The following is a 20,432-nucleotide window of genomic DNA, read 5'->3' on the forward strand; positions in this document are numbered from 1 at the left end:
ATCACCAGCGATTGTGCACGTCCTCGGCCCAGCCGAGAATGCCGGCCACCTTGATCCGGCTCCCGTCGCTGTCGGCGATCTCGCCGTCGTAGTGGCCAAAGCACTGGTGCGTGTTGTTGCCCAGCACACCCAAGTTGATTGCGGAGACTTTGTCATAGAACGGCGTGAACACCAGATCCGCCGTGGCGCCGTGGATGTGCCACGGGGCCAGCCAGTCGGTGGTGCTGTAATCCCAGATCAGGTTTTCGCTGATCTTGTGCAAGCGGCCATCCACCAGCAGCGAATTTTCGGTGGCACCGGTGCCGTCGGTCCACTTGGCGCCCAGCTGAATGCCGATGGTTCGCCCATCTGTGACCCCGGATCCGGCACCCCAATTCCAGTGCATCGAGTAGGGCCACCGGCCGCGTCCATGATCCAGCACTGCCCACGATTCTCCCGCGACCACGCTCACCATGACCCCGTCCACGGAAAGCGTGCCGCTGGCCGGGCGGGCCACGTCCTTGACGGTGTACTGAAATTGGCGGCTGTTCCAGGGCACCACAACACCCAGTGATTCGTGCCCCGCAGGCCGCTCAGCCAGGATGTCCAGACGGACCCGGGGCGTGGAAGCGCGCAGTCGCGTCCCGCCGGGCACCTCGGCAATGTCGATCTGTAGCTTGCCTGTCTTGGCCCGCGCGGAGCCGTCCCCCAACGACGCCGGCAACGTGGCACTTCCGCCGAGAACGCCCGTCACGTTGGTACCGATAGAAGCACCTGTGGCGCGGTCTAGCACCCACAGTTCATGCACCGCGGCATAATCCAGCGAGGACACTGTCAGGGAAACAATGTGTGTGGGCGAGGTGATAGCCCAGTACTCCCAGCGCTTGTTTCGCCCCCATCGTTGCATCCCGCGGCCAATCCCGGAGGTGTCATGCAGCGGCGTGCGGCTCCAGCCAATGGCCGATGGATTCAGCCTGCCGTTGGGCAGGGTCAAGGCAACTCGGGAGGTAATTTCATGTTCAACCAGCATGCCTGCGCTCATGGCGTTCCTCGTTTTGGGGTCAGGGGAAAGTGGGGCGGGAGGATTCAGAACTAGTTGCGCTGTGACACCCTGAACCAGGCGCTCGGGCAGCTTGGACACGCGCCTGTCGTAGCTGAGAAGTCCGTTGAGCTCATCTTCCACGTCGCTTAGCTGGGTATACACCACGGCAGAGAGCCCCTCCGCGATGGCCGGCACAATCTCGCGCTCATGGAGCCTGACAAATGCGTCTCCGAGATCGGCAACACTGCGATACCTGCGGTAGCCAAACTCGCGGTCGCTGAAATCATGGCCAGCCATCCGCAAGCTGTACCCGCCATATTCCGTTAGCGCCACGGCCCGGGAATCATTCTTCCACCGCTTGCGCAGCTTGAGCGGCGTGAAATAGACATGGAGACTTTTCATATCCCCGCCGCCTTGGTCATGCCACCCGCTGGCATGGTCAATAGTGCGGGTGGGATCCAGCCGGCGCAGTTCATGGGTGACTGCGAGCGCATCAAATTGCCCCCACGCTTCGTTGAACGGAACCCACACGGCCAGCGAAGCCACGTTGCGCAGCAACTCGACAGTTCCCTGCAATTCCGCCATGAACTCAGCCCGCCCCTGCGCCGATGCCCGACCATATCTCGCGTAATGACTGTCCTTGAGCCTGATCGGCAACAACGCCGGCACCGTGATGATTGGCGCCTTGTAATCGGTGCCGCCGTTCACCAGGTCCTGCCACACCAGCATCCCCAACCGGTCACAGTGGTAGTACCAGCGCAGCGGTTCGATCTTGATGTGCTTGCGCAGCATGGTGAACCCCAGCCGTTTCGCCGTGGCAATGTCATACACCAGCGCTTCATCCGAGGGCGGCGTGAGGAATCCGTCCGACCAGTAGCCCTGGTCCAGCAGCCCCGCGTGAAAGTACGGTTCGCCATTGAGCAGCAACCGCAGGTGGCCATCTGCATCGGCACCCATCCCAAAGGACCGCAGCCCAAAATAGCTGCCCACCTGGTCCTCACCCAGCCACACCGCAACGTCGTAGAGAAACGGGTCCTCGGGCGACCATGGATGACTCCGCGCCAACGGAATGCGGGTGGGCACGTTCACGTCCACCTCAACAGTGGTGAGTTCACCGACGTCGTCCTTAATCACCACGGTGGCCGTACCGCGGGCCCCCATCACGGTAAGTTCGACGGCGGATCCGGCCAGGTCAGGAATGATCACCAACTTCTGAATATGGGTTGCAGCGACCGATTCCAGCCACACCGTCTGCCAGATTCCCGATTGCGCCGTGTACCAAATCCCGCCACGCCTGAGCTTTTGTTTGCCGCGTGAATGATAGGAAGTATCGCTGTCGTCCTGGACAGTTACTTCCAGGGTGTGCGGCCCAGCCCAGCCGTGCTCGCGGCGGTGCAGAGCAGCTGTGATGTCGAGCGTGAAGGGCAGGAAGCCGCCCACGTGACCACCCACGTCAATACCGTTGACCCGGACCTGGCAGCGTTGATCGACGGCGCCAAAGTGCAGCAGAACGCGATCTTGCACAAACCCCTCAGGCACGGTGAAGCTGCGCCAATACCTCAGCTCCTCCCCCGGTTGCAGTTGACGCCCCACCCCGGACAGGGGGGTTTCCGGAGAGAACGGCACCAGGATCTGGCCGTCGGCGACATCACCCGGCGCTGTACTGGAGTGAGCACCAGGCGTTTCTCCGGGCTGGGTCAAGATGGCGTACTGCCACAGGCCGTTGAGGTTGAGATAGCTATCGCGCACCAATTGCGGGCGCGGGTATTCCTGCAGGACCGACTCCGGGTCCAAGGCTTCGCCCCAGACGGTGAAACGATCCGGGCGCGCGCCGTCCTTGCGCTCCCCGCGCGGGTTCCCGCTCACGCGTCTGCCACCGCGGCGGCAGCCTCGGAGTCGCTCGAGAAAGTGTCTACGTCCACCGCGGAGCGGCGCAACCGCAGCACCGGAATGATGGTGAACACGGCGATGAATACCCGACGGCGGCGGGCCCTATCCGATGCGGCACCCACCAAAAATGTGGCCAGGGTAGCCACCACGGCACTGGAGGAAACCAGTAACGCCAGGACGGCGGGGTTGGTACTGATGGTGTTGTAGACAAACACGTTGAGGTACATGTTTTCCACGGTCCAGGCGAGCTGTCCGGCGAAGCCCACAATAATCAGGGTCAGCCAGGTGCGGGTGCCGAGGAGTGGCTCGGTTTGCGCATCTGGCGCGGCCATCGTGGGCGTGATCTCTGACAAGGCTGTCCCCTTTTAAGTGCAGTCCCCTATGTGAAGTGACTCACACATACATTACCGTCCGGTAATCAGCCCGCAAGAATCGCGTTCTAGCTCGCTCCTGAGCCCGAGGCAGCGGGAACCAAAATCCAGAGCGCTTCCACCGGAAGGGGCGTGCGGTTTTCCCAGCTGTGCGGTTCACGGCCTGGGAAGGAGAGCGTATCCCCGGCCTGGAGATCGTAGGATTCTTGGGTCATGATGAGCGTCAGTTCACCACTGATAATGTGCAGCACATCAACGTCGCAGTCCACTGCGTACAGCTCAGATTCTCCGCGTCCGTAGGGCTCAATGGTGGCCCCAAGCACTTGCAGTCGCCGTTCCGAGCGTGAGGTCAAGAGGCGCTCCACGATCCCTTCTCCACCTAGTGAGATCCGCGGACCTTCACCCTTGCGACTCAAATGTGTTTCGGGAACAGCAAACAAATCACCAATGGAAATGGAGAGCACCTGACACATCGTGACCAGCGAGGCCACGCTGGGCGAGGTGAGGTCGCGTTCAACCCGGCTCAGAAAGCCCTTCGTCAATCCGGTGGCCTCAGCTACCTGCTCAATGGTGAGCCGCTGATCCTGGCGTGCAGCACGGATGCGCGAACCAATGGCAACCGGCCCGGAACTAGGTTCTAGGGCTAAAGCTTTCACGACGGCTCCTCAAGGCTGTCCGGAATTTCATGCGTACATTGACTGTAATCGCAATCACAGTTTAGCCTAATAGACAACAAACGTTGCCTAAAAGGCAATTTTGCTCGCCGGGATTCTCATCCTCACTTCTGGGCATCTCACATCACTTCGCTTATTGGAGCACCACGTGGACTTAAATATTGCCATCGTCATCCTATATCTGGTGGCCATGCTTGCCTTTGGCTGGTGGGGGAAATCGCGGACGAAGAACAATAGCGATTACCTGGTCGCCGGACGTCGGTTGGGCCCCTTCCTCTACACCGGGACCATGGCCGCCGTAGTCCTCGGTGGCGCCTCCACCGTGGGTGGCGTAGGGCTCGGTTACAAGTTCGGCATCTCCGGCATGTGGCTGGTGGTGGCGATCGGCGTCGGCGTGCTGCTGTTGAGCCTGCTCTTCGCCCCGACCCTGCAGAAGCTAAAGATTTACACGGTCTCCCAGATGCTGAGCCTGCGTTATGGCCAGGAAACCACCAAGATGTCCGGCATCGTCATGCTGGCCTACACGATCATGATTTCGGCAACCTCCACCGGCGCTTACGCCACCATTTTCATGGTGCTGTTCAATCTGGACCGTTGGCTGGCCATCGCCATTGGCGGCGTCATTGTGCTGATTTATTCCACCATTGGCGGCATGTGGTCCATCACGCTCGCCGATCAGGTGCAGTTCGTCATCAAGACCGTGGGCATCTTCTTCCTGATGTTGCCCTTCACCTGGAACGCTGCCGGTGGGCTGTCCGGCATCAAGGAGCGCGTTGACGCCAGCTTCTTCTCGTGGGATGGCATCGGCGTCCAGACCATCATCACGTACTTTGTGGTCTACACCCTGGGTCTGCTGATCGGTCAGGACATCTGGCAGCGTGTCTTCACCGCCCGGGATCCGCAAGTTGCTCGTTGGGGCGGCGCCACGGCCGGCATCTACTGCATCCTCTACGGCGTCGCCGGCGCCATGATCGGCATGGCCGCCTTCGTGGCACTGCCCAACATCGACGTCGCAAATCTAGGCAAGGACGCTGTCTACGCCGAAGTCGCCACGTACCTGCTGCCCATCGGCATTGGCGGCATCGTGATGGCCGCCGCTGTGGCCGCCATGATGTCCACTGCTTCCGGGGCTCTGATTGCAGCCGCGACCGTGGCACGCAAGGACGTTGTCCCCTTCGTCGCCAGCTGGTTCGGCAAGACCATCGACGCCTCCGACACCTCCAACCCCGAGCATGACGTCCGTGCCAACCGTTGGTACGTGCTGATCCTGGGAGTGCTGGTCATCGTGATCTCCATCGTGGTCAGCGATGTCGTGTTTGCCCTGACCATCGCCTACGACATTCTGGTGGGCGGGCTGCTTGTCGCCATCATTGGCGGCCTCATCTGGAAGCGCGGCACGGGCCTCGGAGCCGCCTGGTCCATGGCCGTGGGTTGCGCTCTGACCTTGATCATGCTGGTTCTCTACGCCACGGCCATCATCCCCAGCGCGGACGGCATCTACGCCAACGAACCGATCTACTTCGGCCTCGGCGCATCGCTGATCGTCTACATTGTGGTCTCCTTGCTGACCCCGGCCACCCCGGCACATATCCGCAAGGCGTGGGACGATCGCCTCGCCGCAGCCGCCACGGACACCAACCCGGATAACGAGAACGCCACCTTGGTGAAGTAACACTTTTCCCAAGCACGACGGCGCTGGGCCCACGCCCGCGAGGGGCTCCAGCCGAAGGATGAGGCTGGGCCCGGGTGGTGGGCCCACGCCCGCGAGGGGCTCCAGCCGAAGGATGAGGTTGGGGCCGGGTGGTGGGCCCACGCCCGCGAGGGGCTCCAGCCGAAGGATGAGGTTGGGGCCGGGTGGTGGGCCCACGCCCGCGAGGGGCTCCAGCCGAAGGATGAGGTTGGGGAGCGGGCGGGGAGGTGACGTAATTTATTACGTCACCTCCCGCCGTCGGCCCTCAAAGCAGTAGTCTGGGGGACAGCTTCAAGAGATGCGGTGCCAAGCTCCGACTGGCCGCACACCAACCCCATGCTTCACGGGTGGTTCGGATGAGGAAGCGGCCGGCGGAAACCTTCGCAGGCAAGAGCAAGCAAAGGCCACTGCCATGTCTCCACGCACCTCTGTCACATCCCGTCCGCGCCAAGCAGGCCAGATCGGTTCGCGCCCGAACCAGCCAGGCAAGAGTCAATCAACGGGGATTCCGGTGCTGCCCGCCGTGGACTTCCACCGCAGCGCCGTCACGTTTCAGACGCCCACCGGGCACCACACCTATGGGACCAAGGAGCCGGAACAACTCGCCACGGCGCTGACCCAGGCGGTACGACCGGCCCGATGGATTCCCGAGCTGGGAACCTTGGTGGTCACGGTGGCACAGACCGGCGTGCGCGCTGGCCGCAATGTTGGATTCCGCCTCTTCGCTTACTGAGTATCAGGGTTCGATCTGCGTGGGTTTAGCTTTCCAGACGTGTGCGTTGCGCGTCTAACGCAACGTCTTCACACACTCCGCGGCTAACGCACCACGGCGATTGGCGCGCCCTGCGCCACCTCGTCCCCCTCCTCGACCAGCCACTCCAAGGTGCCGTCGACTGGGGAGTTAATCTCGGCGTCGAACTTGTCAACGGTGACCTCAGCGATGATTTGATAGGCGATGACGGCACTGCCGTTGGGGGCCCGCCATTCGAGCAGGACGCCGGGCTCGGTGGGGTCTCCGGACATCTGAGGGAAGAGGATTTCCATGCCGCGGTGCCACCTTTCAAAGCCGGACCACTCGCGCGGCCGTTGGAGTTTCAGCATAGGCGAGAACTGAGTTGCGGGAGAAGACACTCCCAAATTGCGACTGCCGCATGTGGCACTTGCCCTAGGCTCGGCGACTAGGCGTTGGTTGCGCTAGCGGACTTCTTAGCTGCGCTCTTCGCCGCGACCGTGGTGGAGGCGAAGATGGCAACGAGGATACCTGCCGTGCTGGCGGCCATGACTGTCATGCCGGCGCTACGAGTGATCAAGCCTGCGATGAAGAGTGCGGCCATGCAGGCCAAGCCCATGGCGAAGCCGATCCACATGTAGCGGGTTCCGTCGTTCTTGGCCTTGGTGCCGTGGTTGATCTTGGTGTTTTTCATGGCATTCATGATGCGCTCCTTGACCTAGTTGGTGTCCCTTGTTGGAAGTTGTGAGTTAACTGTAAGCAAGTACTTTCCATTGCGTCAAGTACTTTCATATTGTTACTTCGGGGCAATTTTCCGGCATGCCTAAACTTATTTACGAGGACAACCGGCCGAAAATCCTTGTAAATCCGGGCTACAGTGGTGGCTGACTTAGAGGAGCAGCCCCATGCCCGAACGCATACCCACACCCGCTGAAATCAAGCGGTGGCGCCAATATTTGGCCGATGAACGAGCCGAAGCATCCGTGTACCGGGACTTGGCCAAACGCCGTGACGGTGAAGAGAAAGCCATCTTGTTAGCCCTGGCCGCAGCCGAAGGTCGCCATGAACGGCACTGGCTGGACCTCTTGGGCGAGCATGCGGGTACTCCCGTCCGGGCGTCATTCCGCAACCAAATGCTGGGCTTGCTGGCCCGGCGCTTTGGCTCCGTTTTTGTCTTGGCGCTGGCGCAACGCTCCGAGTCCCGTTCGCCGTACGCCACCGATGTTGATGCCACCGACGCCATGGCCGCCGATGAGTCCATCCATGAGGAAGTGGTCCGCGGCTTGGCCACGCGTGGGCGCATCCGCTTGTCCGGCTCCTTCAGGGCAGCCGTCTTTGGTGCCAACGATGGCTTGGTCAGCAACCTCTCGCTGGTAGTCGGCATGGCCGCCACGGGCGTTTCCAGCCAAGTGGTGTTGTTCAGCGGTATCGCAGGACTGCTGGCCGGAGCACTGTCCATGGGTGCCGGAGAATTTGTCTCGGTCCGTTCCCAGCGTGAACTCCTCGACGCCTCGCAGCCCACCCAGGTCACCCTGACGGCCGCTCAGTCGTTGGATCTGGAAAACAACGAACTCGTCTTGGTGTACCTGGCCCGCGGCATGTCACGCGACGCCGCCGAGCATCGTGCAGCCGAACGCATGGGAGCATTCACCTGCGATTGTGATCCCAGCTTGTCGTTGCGGCCGGAGAACTTTGAATCCCCTGACGAACACGAAACACTGGGCACAGCCTGGGGCGCGGCCGGATCCAGCTTCTGCTTCTTCGCCTCTGGCGCCATCATTCCGATCCTGCCGTTCCTGTTTGGCATGACGGGAATCGGCTCGCTGCTGCTCTCCTGCGTCTTGGTGGGCATTGCACTCATGGGCACCGGCGCCGTGGTGGGCCTGCTCTCCGGAGCGTCTCCGCTATGGCGTGGACTGCGCCAGCTGGCTATCGGTATGGGTGCCGCCGCGGCAACCTACCTGCTGGGCTTGGCGTTCGGCGGCGTGATCGCTTAACTCCGGCTCCTGACCCGGCGGTCAGTGTCCAGATAATGCCGTTATGAGGCCGAAAACCACCGGAAAGCGTACGTTAACTGGACACTCGAGCGCACGGGAGTGCTCATCACGGGCATCCTGACAGGATTAGCCAGCCAAAACCTGACAGGCTTCCTCCACGGTATCCACCACGTGCACAAAGTCCGCCATGATCCGGCCCGTGGCAAGCGTCGCCAGCAACGGCAGTACGGGGACTTCTACGTTCCAATAATGACGCCCCACCAACACCATCGGCGCTACGGCCCCTTCAGCGGCGTAATAGTTCTCGCAGGCGTCTTGGAAGACTTCTTGGACAGTCCCCGCGGCGCCGGGCAGGAACACGATCCCGCCACGTGAGCGGTCCAGCAAGATAGCTTCGCGGAGCGCGTTCGTGAAGTATTTCGCGATGGCGCTGGCAAACACATTGGGCGGTTCATGCCCGTAAAACCAGGTCGGAATCCCCAGGGTCTGAGCCCCGTTCGGATACCGTTCCACCACCGACATCCCCGCCCGCGCCCAATTGGTGACCGAGGGATGGAAGCCGGGGACGGCAGACAAGGTGAGCAGCGCACTTTCTAAGGTCCCGGCGTCGTACGTGGAGAGGTAGGCGCCCAGGTTTGCAGCCTCCATGGCACCGGGGCCACCGCCGGTCGCCACCAGAAATCCCGCATGGGTCAGGGCCCGCCCCAACTGGGTCGCCTGCGTGTACGCTCCCGTGCCGCGCTGCGCAGCATGCCCGCCCATAACCCCCACCATCGGCGCTGGATGACTCGCGAGAAAATCATCAAGGGCATCGGTGATGGCGTGATCGTGCATGGCGGTGGCGAGTGTGGCGTGCAGGGCGGGCCGGGGCTGCAGGCTCCACTGATAAATGCGGGCGTCCGGCACATCCTGGTACTCAGCGGTAGCAATCCCTGCGAACAGTTCGGCACCCGTGTACAGGTGGCCACGGTAGGCATTGAAGGGCAGGTGCGGCAGCGCGGGGAAAATCAAGGCTCCGCGTCCACGCAGCAATTCCTCCACCCCGCGAGCAAAGCTGCACCCCATGAAAATAGCGCCCGAAGCATGCAGCGCCACGAGCGCGGCCGAGCTCTCGCGCAGATCGACCGATTGGAAATGCCAGCCACGCATAGACGTCGCGCCGCTGGCGATCAGCGCAGCAAAACGGTCCAAATCTTCAATCTCAACGGTGCGGGCCTGAGGCTCCAGGGGTGCATTCACGCCTTCAGCTTAGCCGCGAGTCAGGTGGCGGCGCGGCGTTCCGGCTACGGTGGGAGTATCACTTTAATGTTCGACGCCGGGGCCTTGCCTACGCGTCGACCTCACCTTTGGGAGCACTCATGCAAGAAATCACCCCCGCCGACATCCTGGCAGCGGACCCCGACGTTCAGATCATTGACGTCCGAGAAACCCCCGAACTGGCCACAGGCATGATCGAGGACGCCGTCCACATGCCTGCCGGCTCAGTGGTTGAGCGTGCCGGGGAACTTGATAAGAACCGCCGCGTCATTGCCGTGTGCCACGGTGGCGGTCGCAGCGGACGCGTTGCCGCAGCCCTGACCGAGCTCGGTTTCAATGCCGACACCTTGGCTGGCGGCATGAGCGGCTGGGAAGCCGAAGGCCTGCCCATGGTTTCGCCGGACGCCTAAACGGCCCTTGGCGTGAACGTTTGCGCTGCCCCCAACGAAAAATGCTGCCGTTTGACGTTTTCGCTAGTGTTTGAACTCTAGCGAAAACGTCAAACGGCAGCATTTTTGCCACGGCCAGTTCACCTCCGCCGTCGGAATAGTCCGTGTTAGCCGTTGAAGTCGGCCGGGTTCGGGCCAGTCCGGCCATCGCGCTCAAGGGCATCGATCGACGCGCGATCGGCATCAGTAAGTTCGAAGTCCAAAATGTTCAGGTTCTCAACGATGCGAGCCGGGGTAACCGACTTCGGAATGATGACCCGCCCCTGTTCCACATGCCAACGCAGGACAACCTGAGCGGGTGTTTTTCCATGCGCCTCGGCAATGGCCAGCACGGCTGGATCGCTCAGCACAGCTCCTTGGGCCAGCGGGCTCCAGGCCTCGGTGGCAATGCCGTTCGCCGCATCAAAGTCGGTGATTGAACGCTGCTGCAATGCCGGGTGAATCTCCACCTGATTCACCGCCGGAACGGTTCCTCCGAGGGCAATGACCTTTTCCAGGTGCTCGGGCAGGAAGTTGGAGACACCGATCGCCCGTACACGGCCAGCCGCCAGCAGTTCCTCCAGCGCCTTCCACGATTCCAGATACGCATCCGTTGCCGGAGCCGGCCAGTGAATCAGGTACAGATCGAGGTATTCAAGGCCAAGTTTGGCCAGGCTCGCATCATAGGCGGCCAGTGTCGCTTCATACCCGAGATCGGAAATCCACACCTTGGACGTAATGAACAATTCCGCCCGTGGCAGCTTTGCTGCGGCCAACGCGCGGCCCACACCCTCCTCATTTCCGTAGACGGCAGCCGTGTCAATGCTTCGGTAACCGGCATCCAGTGCGGCCGTCACAGCGTTCTGCGTCTCATCATTGGGGACTTGGAAGACGCCGAAACCGATTTGCGGCATGGCCACGCCATTGTTCAGCGTGATGGTAGGAATGGAAGTCATGATGTGCTCTTCTTTCATTGATGGTGCGGAAAATTAGTGGGAACTATAGTGCCGCAGGAATAGCGGGCTCATGCTGCGCAACATGGTCGACGGCGGCCGGGCGGCTGAGTTCTTTGGTCTCGCTTTTGCGGCCGTCAACAGCAGCAAAAGCCATGACGCCCACGGCCAGCAGAGTCAGCCCCGCACCAGCCCAGATGGGCGAGGTGTAGCCGAGTCCGGCCGTAATGGTGACTCCGCCCAACCAGGCGCCCAAGGCATTGCCCAAGTTGAACGCGCCAATGTTGGCGCCGGACGCCAAGGTGGGTGCCGCCGTCGCCCATTTCATGACACGCATCTGCAGACCGGGAACGGTCGCAAAACCAATGCCACCCAACAGGAACAGGGACGCAAGGGTCAAGGGCTGATTCGTGGCGGTCAGGGCGAACACGGCGAGGATGACTACCAGGGCCGGCAGGATCACCATGAGCGTCTTGTCGACGTTCTTATCAGCTGCCTTGCCGCCGAGTGCATTGCCGATGAACAGGCCCACTCCGAGGAGGATCAGCAGCCAAGGTACCGAGGTGGCGGCGAATCCGGAGACATTGGTTAGCGTGAACGCGATGTAGGTGAAGGCTCCGAACACGCCGCCGTAGCCGAGCACTGTCACGGCAATGGACAGCCACACCTGACGTGATTTGAAGGCCTGCAATTCGCCGCGGAGGCCGCCGCTGCGTTCGTGGCTAATCGTGGGGACCAGGATCAGAATGCCGACCAAGGCAACCACGCCGACCCCCGTGATGGCCCAGAAGGTGGAGCGCCAGCCGGCGTGCTGGCCAAGCAAGGTACCCAACGGCACGCCCAAAACGTTGGCCGCCGTGAGGCCCGTGAACATGATGGCGATGGCGCCGGCCTTCTTGTTGGGTGCCACCATGTCGGCGGCCACCACCGCGCCAATGCCGAAGAACGCTCCGTGACAGAGGGCGGCAATGATGCGGCCAATCATCATGGTGCTGTAGTCGGGCGCGATGGCACACAGCAGGTTTCCGGCAATGAAGAGGACCATGAGTGAGGCAAGCACGGGCTTACGCGGAAGGTGGGTAACGCCGGCGGTGAGGAACAGGGCACCGATCACCACACTGAGCGCGTAGCCGGAAATAAGCCAGCCGGCGGTGGCTTCGGTGATCTGGAAGTCGGCTGAGACTTCCGGCAGCAGGCCCATAATGACAAACTCGGTGAGTCCGATGCCGAACCCACCCAGGGCCAGTGCAATGAGGCCAAGAGGCATGATTTTCCTTCGGGAGACTTGGGTACTGCTGGCAATACACGTAAACTATTAGTTGCAGACGCGTTATAAATTGTTGCACACGCAACTATAGCGCGCAAGCAACTAAATGCTTTTGTGCTGCACAGCACGCAATCTCGGGAAGGGAAGGTCCATGGGCATCAAGGACGACGCCGTTGAAGTTCGTGCCCAGGGGTGGCGAACGCTGGCTGCTCTGCACGGACTGATTGAGTCCAACATGGAAAAGTCGCTGCAGAATGCGGCAAAGCTCTCCGTTGTTGAGTTCACGGTTCTGGACGCTCTTGCGCGGCAGGATGGCTGGCATATGCGCATGCAACAACTGGGTCGGGCTACGGCGCTGAGCCCTAGCGCCACTACTCGCTTGGTCAACCGACTGGAGGATCGTGGCCTGCTCACGCGGATTCTGTGCGCCGATGACCGCCGCGGCATCTACACCGAGCTCACGCCCGCGGGATCCGAGCTGCTAGTCATGGCGCGTCCCGTCCACGACGAGGCCCTCGAGTGTGCCCTCGCCGAAGCGGCCCTGTTGCCCGAGCTGGCACCGCTGGTTACCGCGCTCCCCCAGCTCCACGCCGCGGTTCCTGCCACGTAGCGCCACACCCGGCCCCACTCGCCGAGTCAGACGGAGCGCCGTCGAGTCAGACGTTGGGCTGCGTCGGTCTCGACGGGGCTCCGTCTGACTCGAGCACCAGCACCTCAAACGCCAGAGAGGCCCCGCGGATAGAATCCACGGGGCCTCTCTGATACAGAAGAGTTACAGCGCTGCGAAAACTTCGCGCAGCAGGGTAGCGGTCTCGGAAGGCGTCTTGCCAACCTTGACGCCGGCAGCCTCGAGGGCTTCCTTCTTGGCCTGAGCCGTGCCTGCGGAGCCGGAAACGATGGCGCCAGCATGGCCCATGGTCTTGCCCTCAGGAGCGGTGAAGCCTGCAACGTAGCCAACAACGGGCTTCGTGACGTGAGCCTTGATGTACTCGGCTGCGCGCTCTTCAGCATCGCCACCAATTTCACCAATCATGACGATGGCCTTGGTCTCCGGGTCAGCTTCGAACGCAGCAAGTGCGTCGATGTGCGTGGTGCCGATGACGGGGTCGCCACCGATGCCGATCGCGGTGGAGAAGCCCAGATCGCGCAGTTCGAACATCATCTGGTAGGTCAGGGTACCGGACTTGGAAACCAAGCCGATGGGGCCCTTCTGGGTGATGTTGTTCGGGGTGATGCCAACCAGTGCTTCGCCGGGGGTGATGATGCCGGGGCAGTTCGGGCCGATGATGCGGGTGATCTGCTCACCGTTAGCGTCAACCTTGGACTGAGCAAGTGCCCAGAACTCGGCAGCGTCCTGAACGGGCACGCCTTCGGTGATGACAACAACCAACGGAATGCCGGCTTCGATGGCTTCAACGACGGCGTCCTTGGTGAATGCCGGGGGGACGAAGACGATGGACACGTCGGCGCCGGTAGCGGCAACAGCTTCGGTGACTGCACCGAAGACGGGCAGTTCAACGTCGCCGTGAACAACCGTGGTGCCGGCCTTGCGTGCGTTCACGCCGCCAACAACCTGGGTGCCAGCCTTGAGCATCAGAGCGGTGTGCTTGGTGCCTTCGCCGCCGGTGATGCCCTGGACGATGACCTTGGAATCTTTGTTCAAGAAGATAGACATAAGTTTTCTAAACCTCTACTTTGAAGCGTTGGCGAGTTCGGCAGCCTTGTCGGCGCCCTCGTCCATCGTGGCGGCCAGGGTAACCAACGGGTGGTTGGCTTCGTTGAGGATGCGGCGGCCTTCTTCAACGTTGTTGCCGTCCAAGCGGACAACCAGCGGCTTGTTAGCAGCTGAACCGAGCTCGGCCAGTGCGCCAACAATGCCCTTGGCAACAGCGTCACACGCAGTGATGCCACCGAAGACGTTGACGAAAACGCTCTTGACCTGAGGGTCATTGAGGATGACGTCCAAGCCAGCGGCCATGACCTCTGCGGATGCTCCACCGCCAATGTCCAAGAAGTTGGCGGGCTTGACGCCGCCGTGGTTTTCGCCAGCGTAAGCAACAACATCCAGCGTGGACATAACCAGGCCGGCACCGTTACCGATAACGCCAACTTCGCCGTCGAGCTTGACGTAGTTCAAGTCCGCAGCCTTAGCCTTGGCCTCCAACGGGTCAGCAGCAGCTGCGTCTTCGAGTTCCAGGTGGTGCGGGTGACGGAAGTCAGCGTTCTCATCGAGTGAGACCTTGCCGTCCAGAGCCACGATGTCGCCGGCGCCGGTGAGAACCAGCGGGTTGACCTCAACGAGGGTGGCATCTTCCTTGACGAAGACGTCCCACAGCTTGATGATGGCGGCGGCAACCTTAGGTGCCAGCTCGGCGTTGAAGCCTGCGGTCGCTACGATCTCGTCGGCCTTGGCCGCATCGATGCCGACGGCCGGATCTACTGCAACACGGGCCAGAGCCTCGGGGCGCTCAACGGCGAGCTCCTCGATCTCCATGCCACCTTCTACCGAGCACATGGCCAGGTAGTTGCGGTTGGCACGGTCCAGCAGTACGGAGAAGTAGAACTCCTGCGCAATGTCTGCACCCTGTGCGATCATGACCGTGTTGACGGTGTGACCCTTAATGTCCATGCCGAGAATGTCAGAGGCATACCCAAACGCTTCTTCAGCGTTCTTGGCTACCTTGACGCCGCCAGCCTTACCGCGGCCACCGACCTTCACCTGTGCCTTGACGACGGTTACGCCGCCAATCTTCTCGGCTGCTGCCTTTGCTTCTTCAGGGGTGTGCGCCACGATGCCGGCCAACACGGGAACGCCGTGAGCCTCAAACATGTCGCGCGCCTGGTATTCAAACAGGTCCACGGATTAGTGTCCTTCTGCGTCGAAGTAGTGATTTTGAGGGTATTAGCCCCTTTCACACATTACCGTCTCACACCGCAAGCACATATTTGACTAATGCACCACAGTGTTAACGGGTTATTCGGCTCACATTGAGCACTGGAAATGTACGACGGCGTGCCCCTCCTTCCGCGGCTTCCGCCCCTTGCGCTGGCCCGACAATGGCCCGTTATTGGCCCGGTATTGGCCCGACGCTACTCCGGGGCTGAACCGGCCCTGAGCGACTCAGAACCGCGCTAGCTCGCGACCTTAGCCGTTTCCGTGGTCTGTACTTTAGGTTTCCCGCTGGGACCTTCCTTGGCTTTTTCCTTGGTACCGGGCCCAAAGAGCTCATATTTTCCGGCTGCAATGAAGAATCCCATCCCGACGGCCAAGTTGGCGCACGCAACACCATCATCCAACGGGGCACAACGATAACCTTGCGCTTCCATGGCATGGCCTGGGGCCAAAACTGGAATGCTCTCCATGTCTTGGTTGGCGGTTCCGTCGATGCCGAAGGCCGCTTCCACAGCCGTAACACCTGCCCGGCATCCACCGTAAACGGCTCGGTCCGGGTACAGCAGAGCGGTGCCGCCGAGGTATCCGATGTTGGTGCCAGCGCAATTATCCGCAATGTCGCCCTGGGCAGGCGCCGGGTAGCTAGCCATCTCACAGTTGGCCACAGGGATTATTGGGGCCGCCTCGTTGGCACGGTCTCCGTAGTTGTTGGGCTCCCACGGCTGGTTCAGGTTACCGGCCTGCGACGTGGTGAAAACACAGGCAATGTTGCGGGAATCGGTGACGAACTGCGGCAGCGCGGAGCTATCCGGCGCATCCGTGGGCTTGTCCACGGGGGTGGCTTTCAATCGCTCCACATAATCCGGCGGATCTGTGGGCCCCTGGCTGAGAGTGGGCACGGGAGCCGGATCCGGCACGGTGATGCACCCTGACAAGGCTAGGCACAGCACTGCTGCCAGTACGGCTGCCAACAAAGCGCCAGGTCTGCGTAGGGCGATTCCCATCCGCTAACCCTCTTCTTTCACCAGCGGCGCATAACGCAGCAGCAATCGCTTTTCACCAATCTCAAAGCGCACCTTGGCCACGGTCTTATCACCGGCACCGCTAATTTCCAGCACAACACCGTTGCCAAAGCTGGTGTGGTTGACCTTGTCCCCCACGCTGACGGAAATGACTTCCTTCTGCGGTTCCACGCGTCCGGCTGCGGTGCGGGCGGAGATGCTCGGCGGCAGTGCCCCGGAATCGCGGCCACCCACGGCCGTTCCTGCTCCCCACGAGGAACCGGAGTAGCGGCTGGATCCAAAGTTTCCCTCCACCGGGGCCACCCGGGAGGTGCCTTCACGCTTCCATTCGATCAGTTCCGCCGGAATCTCATCAATAAACTGGCTGGCCGGGTTGTACTGGCTCTGCCCCCACAAACTGCGAACTTCCGAACGGGTGATGTATAGCCGCTTGCGGGCACGGGTGAGCCCCACATAAGCCAGGCGCCGCTCCTCAGCGAGTTCCTTGGGGTCTGTTGCGGAACGTGAATGCGGGAACAAACCATGTTCCAGCCCCGTCAAGAACACCACCGGGAATTCCAGTCCCTTGGCCGTATGCAAGGTCATCAGCGTGACCACACCCAGCCGCTTGGCCTCAGCCACGGCAGCCGCGGCTTCCGCCTCGGAGCCACCGGGCGCATCGGGAATCTGGTCAGCGTCAGCCACCAGAGAGACCTGCTCCAGGAATTGCCCGAGTGTCCCCTCCGGGTTTTCCTGCGAAAATTCACGCACCACGGCGACCAGCTCAGCTAAGTTTTCGACCCGCGATTCGTCCTGCGGATCAGTACTGGTACGCAGTGCTTCGAGGTAGCCGCTTTGTTCCAAGACAGCCTCCAGCGCCGTGGCCGGTGTGGACGTTGCCGCAATCTCGGCCAAGTCACCCATCATCTTGGCAAAGGTGTTAACCGCGTTCAACGAACGGGAGGCAATGCCGGGCGCTTCATCGGCTCGAGCCATGGCCGCCGAGAAAGAAATCCGGTCGCGTTCGGCCAGAGCCGCCACGGCGCCTTCGGCTCTGTCGCCAATCCCGCGCTTGGGTTCGTTAAGAATCCTGCGCAAGTTGACGTCGTCGTCCGGGTTGACCAGAGCACGCAGGTAGGCGAGGGCGTCCTTGATTTCCTTGCGCTCGTAGAAACGGGTGCCACCCACCACGCGGTAGGGCAGGCCCACGCGGACCAGGATGTCCTCAATGGCGCGTGACTGGGCGTTGGTGCGGTAAAAAATGGCAACGTCGCCGGGGCGCAGATCGGACTCGTCTTGGAGCTTGTCAATCTCCTTGGCGATGAACCGGGCCTCTTCATGCTCGGATTCGGCCACATAGCCCACGATCTTCTCGCCGTCGCCCTCGGCAGTCCACAACCGCTTCTCCCGGCGATTGGGGTTGCGCGAAATCACGGCATTGGCGGCGCTGAGGATGTTCTGCGTAGAGCGGTAGTTTTGCTCCAATTTAATGGTGGCCGCGTTGGCATAGTCCTGCTCGAACTCCACAATGTTGCGGATGTCAGCGCCACGGAACGCGTAAATGGACTGGTCGGAGTCGCCCACCACAGTCAGTTCGGCTGGAGCCACATCGCCGCCAGCTTCGGTGCCCACAATTTCCTTCACCAGCGCGTATTGGGCGTGGTTGGTGTCCTGGTACTCATCCACCAAGACGTGCCGGAAACGGCGCCGGTAGTAGTCAGCAACGCCCGGGAAGGCGCGGAACATGTACACCGTTTGGGCGATCAGGTCATCGAAGTCCATGGCGTTGGCCTGGCGCAGGCGCTGGGCATAGCCCTTGTAAACCTCGGCCACGGCCGCCGCGAAGGGGTCGCTGAAATTGGTGTTCATGGAGTTTTCATCGTCGTCGATGAGTTCATTTTTCAGTGCTGAAATCTTGTGCATGATCGATTTCGGCGTGAACTTCTTCGGGTCCAGATCCAACCCCTTGGCCACCAAGGTAATCAGGCGCAGCGAATCGGCCGAATCATAAATGGAGAAGTTGGAATTGAGGCCAATGGTCTTGGCTTCACGGCGCAGAATCCGCACGCACGACGAGTGGAACGTGGAAATCCACATGCTCTTCGCCGCGTCCCCAATGAGCGCCTCAATGCGTTCGCGCATTTCCGCGGCGGCCTTGTTCGTGAAGGTGATGGCCAAAATCTGCCCCGGATGCGCCTGCCCCGTAGCCAGCAAATAAGCAATGCGGTGGCTGAGTACCCGGGTTTTGCCCGAGCCTGCACCGGCCACAATGAGCAGCGGTGAGCCCGTATGGACTACTGCGGCTTCCTGCTGCGGATTCATGCCCTCGAGCAGTTCAGCAGGATCGGGCCAGCGCCGCTGCGAAGGCTCCTCCGGCTGCGCGTGCCGCTCCCAGGCAGGGGCTGCCCCGGCGAATTCCGGCATGTCGGCGCCAGGATCTTCCTGCTCAAAAGGCTGCCACGCGGGCAGACCGGCACCTGCACTGTGTGTGGGCTTGGGCTTCTGGGGGTAAGGGTCAAACAACATATCCATGGTGCAATCCAGTGTAGTTCGCCCCACCGACATTCCCGTGCCCGCCCGCCATTTGCCCGCGGCTAGACCGGCAGCTCACCACTCCGAAGCGCTGTGGCGAGTTCTGCCACGGCACCCCTAGGACCGGCCAGGCACCAGTCCAATCCATTGACACGGACGACGGCGGTGTCCCCACCCGCCGCCTCCACGATGCCTTTGCCTGGGAGCCAGTCCCAGGACGGGACACTGTGCTGAAACCATACGCCCAACTCACCTTGGGAAACCCGTGCCAGATCGCACGATCCGGAGCCGAGCATGCGCAGCGTGGCGGGCAGTTCGGCGGCTTTCTGCCACGGCAGCGCCGCCCGGGGCTGGGCCAGCCAGCCCGGGTGAATATAGGTGGCGGCAGAGAGTTCGCCCACATCCGGCTGCGCACCGAGATGAAGAGGATCGCCATTGAGCGTGGAGGCAACAGTGGTCCCGCCCAACCACAATTTGTCTTCTTCGGGCTGGAACACGGCGCCCAGCAGCACCTCCGCATTGCTGAGGGGGGCCGGCGTCGAACTTCCATCGGAGCTTTGATCGGGGCTTTCATCGGAGGACGGCGCATCGGCGCGGACCAGGGCCAGCGCGGAGCACCAATAGGTAGAGCCGCTGGTGAAGTTATAGGTGCCATCAACGGGGTCGATCACCCACGTGCGGCCTGAGGTGCCCACGTGTCCGGCGCCTTCTTCGCCCAGAATGGAGTCCAGGGGGCGGGCTGCGCGCAGGGCATTAAAGATGTGGGTCTCTGCGGCGAGGTCGGCGGCCGTGGCGAAATCGGACACATTGGCCTTGATCTGGCGCCCGGCTTGCAACGTGGCCAGGCCGTCGGCTCGGATGGACAGTGCCAAGGCGCCGGCCTCGCGGAGGAGTTTCGCCGCCAAATCGCTGTCGCTGGGCGCTGAATTCTCAAGGTGTGCCATGGGGTAAGCCTAATCTGGGCGATAATGAGAACATGGCTAAAACTCCCGCACAGCGCGCCGCCCTGCATGGCAAAGCTGCCACTGGCCCAAGTGCTCCCATCGTCAACACCAGCACCAAGCGCACCCCGCAAAAGGCTCAGGGCAACGCGAACCTGATCCTGATTGCCGGTTCCGTGGCCAGCTTGTTCTTGTTTGCGTACTTCCATTTGCTGACGCTGAACCAGATGAAGGACCTCGCCGACGGCCTGGCCATGCCGCAGTCGTTCGTGTTCGGATTTAGCTCCGCACATGTTGAGGCGTTGCGTTTGGCCATGAACGCCGATGCGCTGGGACAGCTGAACTATGTAGGCAAAACCGCCGGGACCTTGTTCGCCCTCATTTTCGCCATCACGGCCCTGACGGTCATTGCTAGCAATGTGGCCAAGAAAGCGCTGCGCTGGACACTGTGGGTGCTGCCGCTGGCCTTTGCCGCAATCTCCCTGTGGGCCAACGCAGCCGTCGATTCCATGCTCGGGGCCGAAACCCTTGATTCCGGAGCAGTGTCTCTGGCGTCAGGGCTTGTCACAGCGTCCTGGATGCTGCTGATTGCGTCACTGCTGGCGATCGGCGTCGCACTGTTCCTGGGCCGCCCCAAGAAGGCAGCGCCCGAGCAAGCCTGACCCGTCCCGTTTTTTGCTTGCCTGCCTGTTCCGCTAGGCTTGGGGACGCGCCTCTGTAGTCCAATGGATAAGACAGCCCTCTCCTAAAGGGCAGATCCGGGTTCGATCCCCGGCGGGGGCACTTT

The 20,432-nt window shown here is 61.7% G+C and carries 19 protein-coding genes, 1 tRNA gene and 1 riboswitch; of the genes, 7 read left to right on the forward strand and 13 right to left on the reverse strand.

What is annotated here, in order from left to right; all coding sequences use genetic code 11:
- Position 1: 1 nt before the first annotated feature.
- The 3 genes from AS189_RS20905 to AS189_RS17720 all read right to left on the reverse strand — a co-directional run bounded on the left by AS189_RS20905 (position 2) and on the right by AS189_RS17720 (position 3,938).
- Positions 2-2,887, reverse strand: coding sequence for a DUF2804 family protein (locus AS189_RS20905; protein WP_237759917.1), 2,886 nt, complete (start codon positions 2,885-2,887; stop codon positions 2-4).
- A complete protein-coding gene (locus AS189_RS17715) occupies positions 2,884-3,264 on the reverse strand; it encodes a hypothetical protein (protein ID WP_062291918.1) in 381 nt (126 codons plus the stop codon). Before AS189_RS17715 ends, AS189_RS20905 begins: the two co-directional genes overlap by 4 nt.
- 86 nt (positions 3,265-3,350) lie before the next feature.
- Positions 3,351-3,938 carry a helix-turn-helix domain-containing protein gene (locus tag AS189_RS17720; protein WP_062291921.1) on the reverse strand — a complete coding sequence of 196 codons (588 nt, stop codon included), beginning with the start codon at positions 3,936-3,938 and terminating at the stop codon, positions 3,351-3,353.
- A 208-nt stretch (positions 3,939-4,146) separates the two neighbouring features.
- On the opposite strand from AS189_RS17720, the gene AS189_RS17725 reads away from it, so the two are divergent.
- On the forward strand, positions 4,147-5,628 hold the full coding sequence (locus AS189_RS17725) for a sodium:solute symporter (RefSeq protein ID WP_082634577.1): 1,482 nt from the start codon (positions 4,147-4,149) through the stop codon (positions 5,626-5,628).
- Positions 5,629-5,935: 307 nt separating this feature from the next.
- Positions 5,936-6,046, forward strand: a riboswitch (SAM riboswitch).
- Positions 6,047-6,058: 12 nt separating this feature from the next.
- Positions 6,059-6,379 carry a hypothetical protein gene (locus AS189_RS20100; RefSeq protein WP_129587336.1) on the forward strand — a complete coding sequence of 107 codons (321 nt, stop codon included), beginning with the start codon at positions 6,059-6,061 and terminating at the stop codon, positions 6,377-6,379.
- A gap of 83 nt (positions 6,380-6,462) precedes the next feature.
- Here the strand turns inward: AS189_RS20100 and AS189_RS17730 are convergent, their stop codons facing one another.
- Together AS189_RS17730 and AS189_RS17735 are read right to left on the reverse strand one after the other, a co-directional pair.
- Positions 6,463-6,690, reverse strand: a complete 228-nt coding sequence (locus AS189_RS17730) for a biotin/lipoyl-containing protein (RefSeq protein WP_062294010.1) — start codon at positions 6,688-6,690, stop codon at positions 6,463-6,465.
- A 134-nt stretch (positions 6,691-6,824) separates the two neighbouring features.
- A complete protein-coding gene (locus AS189_RS17735; protein WP_062291927.1) occupies positions 6,825-7,079 on the reverse strand; it encodes a hypothetical protein in 255 nt (84 codons plus the stop codon).
- Positions 7,080-7,281: 202 nt separating this feature from the next.
- Between AS189_RS17735 and AS189_RS17740 the strand changes: the two genes are divergently transcribed.
- Positions 7,282-8,373 (forward strand): VIT1/CCC1 transporter family protein, encoded by a 1,092-nt coding sequence (locus AS189_RS17740; RefSeq protein WP_062291930.1) that lies wholly within the window; start codon positions 7,282-7,284, stop codon positions 8,371-8,373.
- 126 nt (positions 8,374-8,499) lie between these two features.
- Here the strand turns inward: AS189_RS17740 and AS189_RS17745 are convergent, their stop codons facing one another.
- Positions 8,500-9,612, reverse strand: a complete 1,113-nt coding sequence (locus AS189_RS17745; protein WP_062291933.1) for an LOG family protein — start codon at positions 9,610-9,612, stop codon at positions 8,500-8,502.
- A gap of 119 nt (positions 9,613-9,731) precedes the next feature.
- Here AS189_RS17745 and AS189_RS17750 point away from each other — a divergent pair, with 119 nt between their 5' ends.
- Complete coding sequence (locus AS189_RS17750) at positions 9,732-10,040, forward strand: rhodanese-like domain-containing protein (RefSeq protein ID WP_062291936.1); 309 nt, start codon at positions 9,732-9,734, stop codon at positions 10,038-10,040.
- 146 nt (positions 10,041-10,186) lie between these two features.
- Here the strand turns inward: AS189_RS17750 and AS189_RS17755 are convergent, their stop codons facing one another.
- Together AS189_RS17755 and AS189_RS17760 are read right to left on the reverse strand one after the other, a co-directional pair.
- Complete coding sequence (locus AS189_RS17755; RefSeq protein WP_272946731.1) at positions 10,187-11,014, reverse strand: aldo/keto reductase; 828 nt, start codon at positions 11,012-11,014, stop codon at positions 10,187-10,189.
- A 43-nt stretch (positions 11,015-11,057) separates the two neighbouring features.
- Complete coding sequence (locus tag AS189_RS17760; protein WP_062291938.1) at positions 11,058-12,278, reverse strand: MFS transporter; 1,221 nt, start codon at positions 12,276-12,278, stop codon at positions 11,058-11,060.
- A 151-nt stretch (positions 12,279-12,429) separates the two neighbouring features.
- On the opposite strand from AS189_RS17760, the gene AS189_RS17765 reads away from it, so the two are divergent.
- Positions 12,430-12,888 (forward strand): MarR family winged helix-turn-helix transcriptional regulator, encoded by a 459-nt coding sequence (locus tag AS189_RS17765; protein WP_062291941.1) that lies wholly within the window; start codon positions 12,430-12,432, stop codon positions 12,886-12,888.
- A gap of 162 nt (positions 12,889-13,050) precedes the next feature.
- Here the strand turns inward: AS189_RS17765 and sucD are convergent, their stop codons facing one another.
- From sucD to AS189_RS17790, 5 genes are all read right to left on the reverse strand, one after another.
- The gene (gene sucD / locus AS189_RS17770) at positions 13,051-13,953 is read right to left on the reverse strand and encodes a succinate--CoA ligase subunit alpha (protein WP_062291944.1); all 903 of its coding nucleotides are present in this window, start codon (positions 13,951-13,953) and stop codon (positions 13,051-13,053) included.
- A 15-nt stretch (positions 13,954-13,968) separates the two neighbouring features.
- Complete coding sequence (gene sucC / locus AS189_RS17775) at positions 13,969-15,138, reverse strand: ADP-forming succinate--CoA ligase subunit beta (protein WP_062291947.1); 1,170 nt, start codon at positions 15,136-15,138, stop codon at positions 13,969-13,971.
- A gap of 272 nt (positions 15,139-15,410) precedes the next feature.
- A complete protein-coding gene (locus AS189_RS17780; protein ID WP_062291950.1) occupies positions 15,411-16,175 on the reverse strand; it encodes a hypothetical protein in 765 nt (254 codons plus the stop codon).
- 3 nt (positions 16,176-16,178) lie between these two features.
- Positions 16,179-18,704 carry a DNA helicase PcrA gene (gene pcrA, locus AS189_RS17785; protein WP_237759918.1) on the reverse strand — a complete coding sequence of 842 codons (2,526 nt, stop codon included), beginning with the start codon at positions 18,702-18,704 and terminating at the stop codon, positions 16,179-16,181.
- Between the two features lie 62 nt (positions 18,705-18,766).
- Positions 18,767-19,648 carry an inositol monophosphatase family protein gene (locus AS189_RS17790; RefSeq protein ID WP_062291953.1) on the reverse strand — a complete coding sequence of 294 codons (882 nt, stop codon included), beginning with the start codon at positions 19,646-19,648 and terminating at the stop codon, positions 18,767-18,769.
- A gap of 32 nt (positions 19,649-19,680) precedes the next feature.
- Here AS189_RS17790 and AS189_RS17795 point away from each other — a divergent pair, with 32 nt between their 5' ends.
- Positions 19,681-20,307 carry a hypothetical protein gene (locus AS189_RS17795; RefSeq protein WP_062291955.1) on the forward strand — a complete coding sequence of 209 codons (627 nt, stop codon included), beginning with the start codon at positions 19,681-19,683 and terminating at the stop codon, positions 20,305-20,307.
- Positions 20,308-20,356: 49 nt separating this feature from the next.
- A tRNA-Arg gene (locus tag AS189_RS17800) sits at positions 20,357-20,428 on the forward strand.
- The last annotated feature ends 4 nt before the right edge of the window (positions 20,429-20,432 follow it).

Source organism: Arthrobacter alpinus (assembly GCF_001445575.1).
Lineage (GTDB): Bacteria > Actinomycetota > Actinomycetes > Actinomycetales > Micrococcaceae > Specibacter > Specibacter alpinus_C.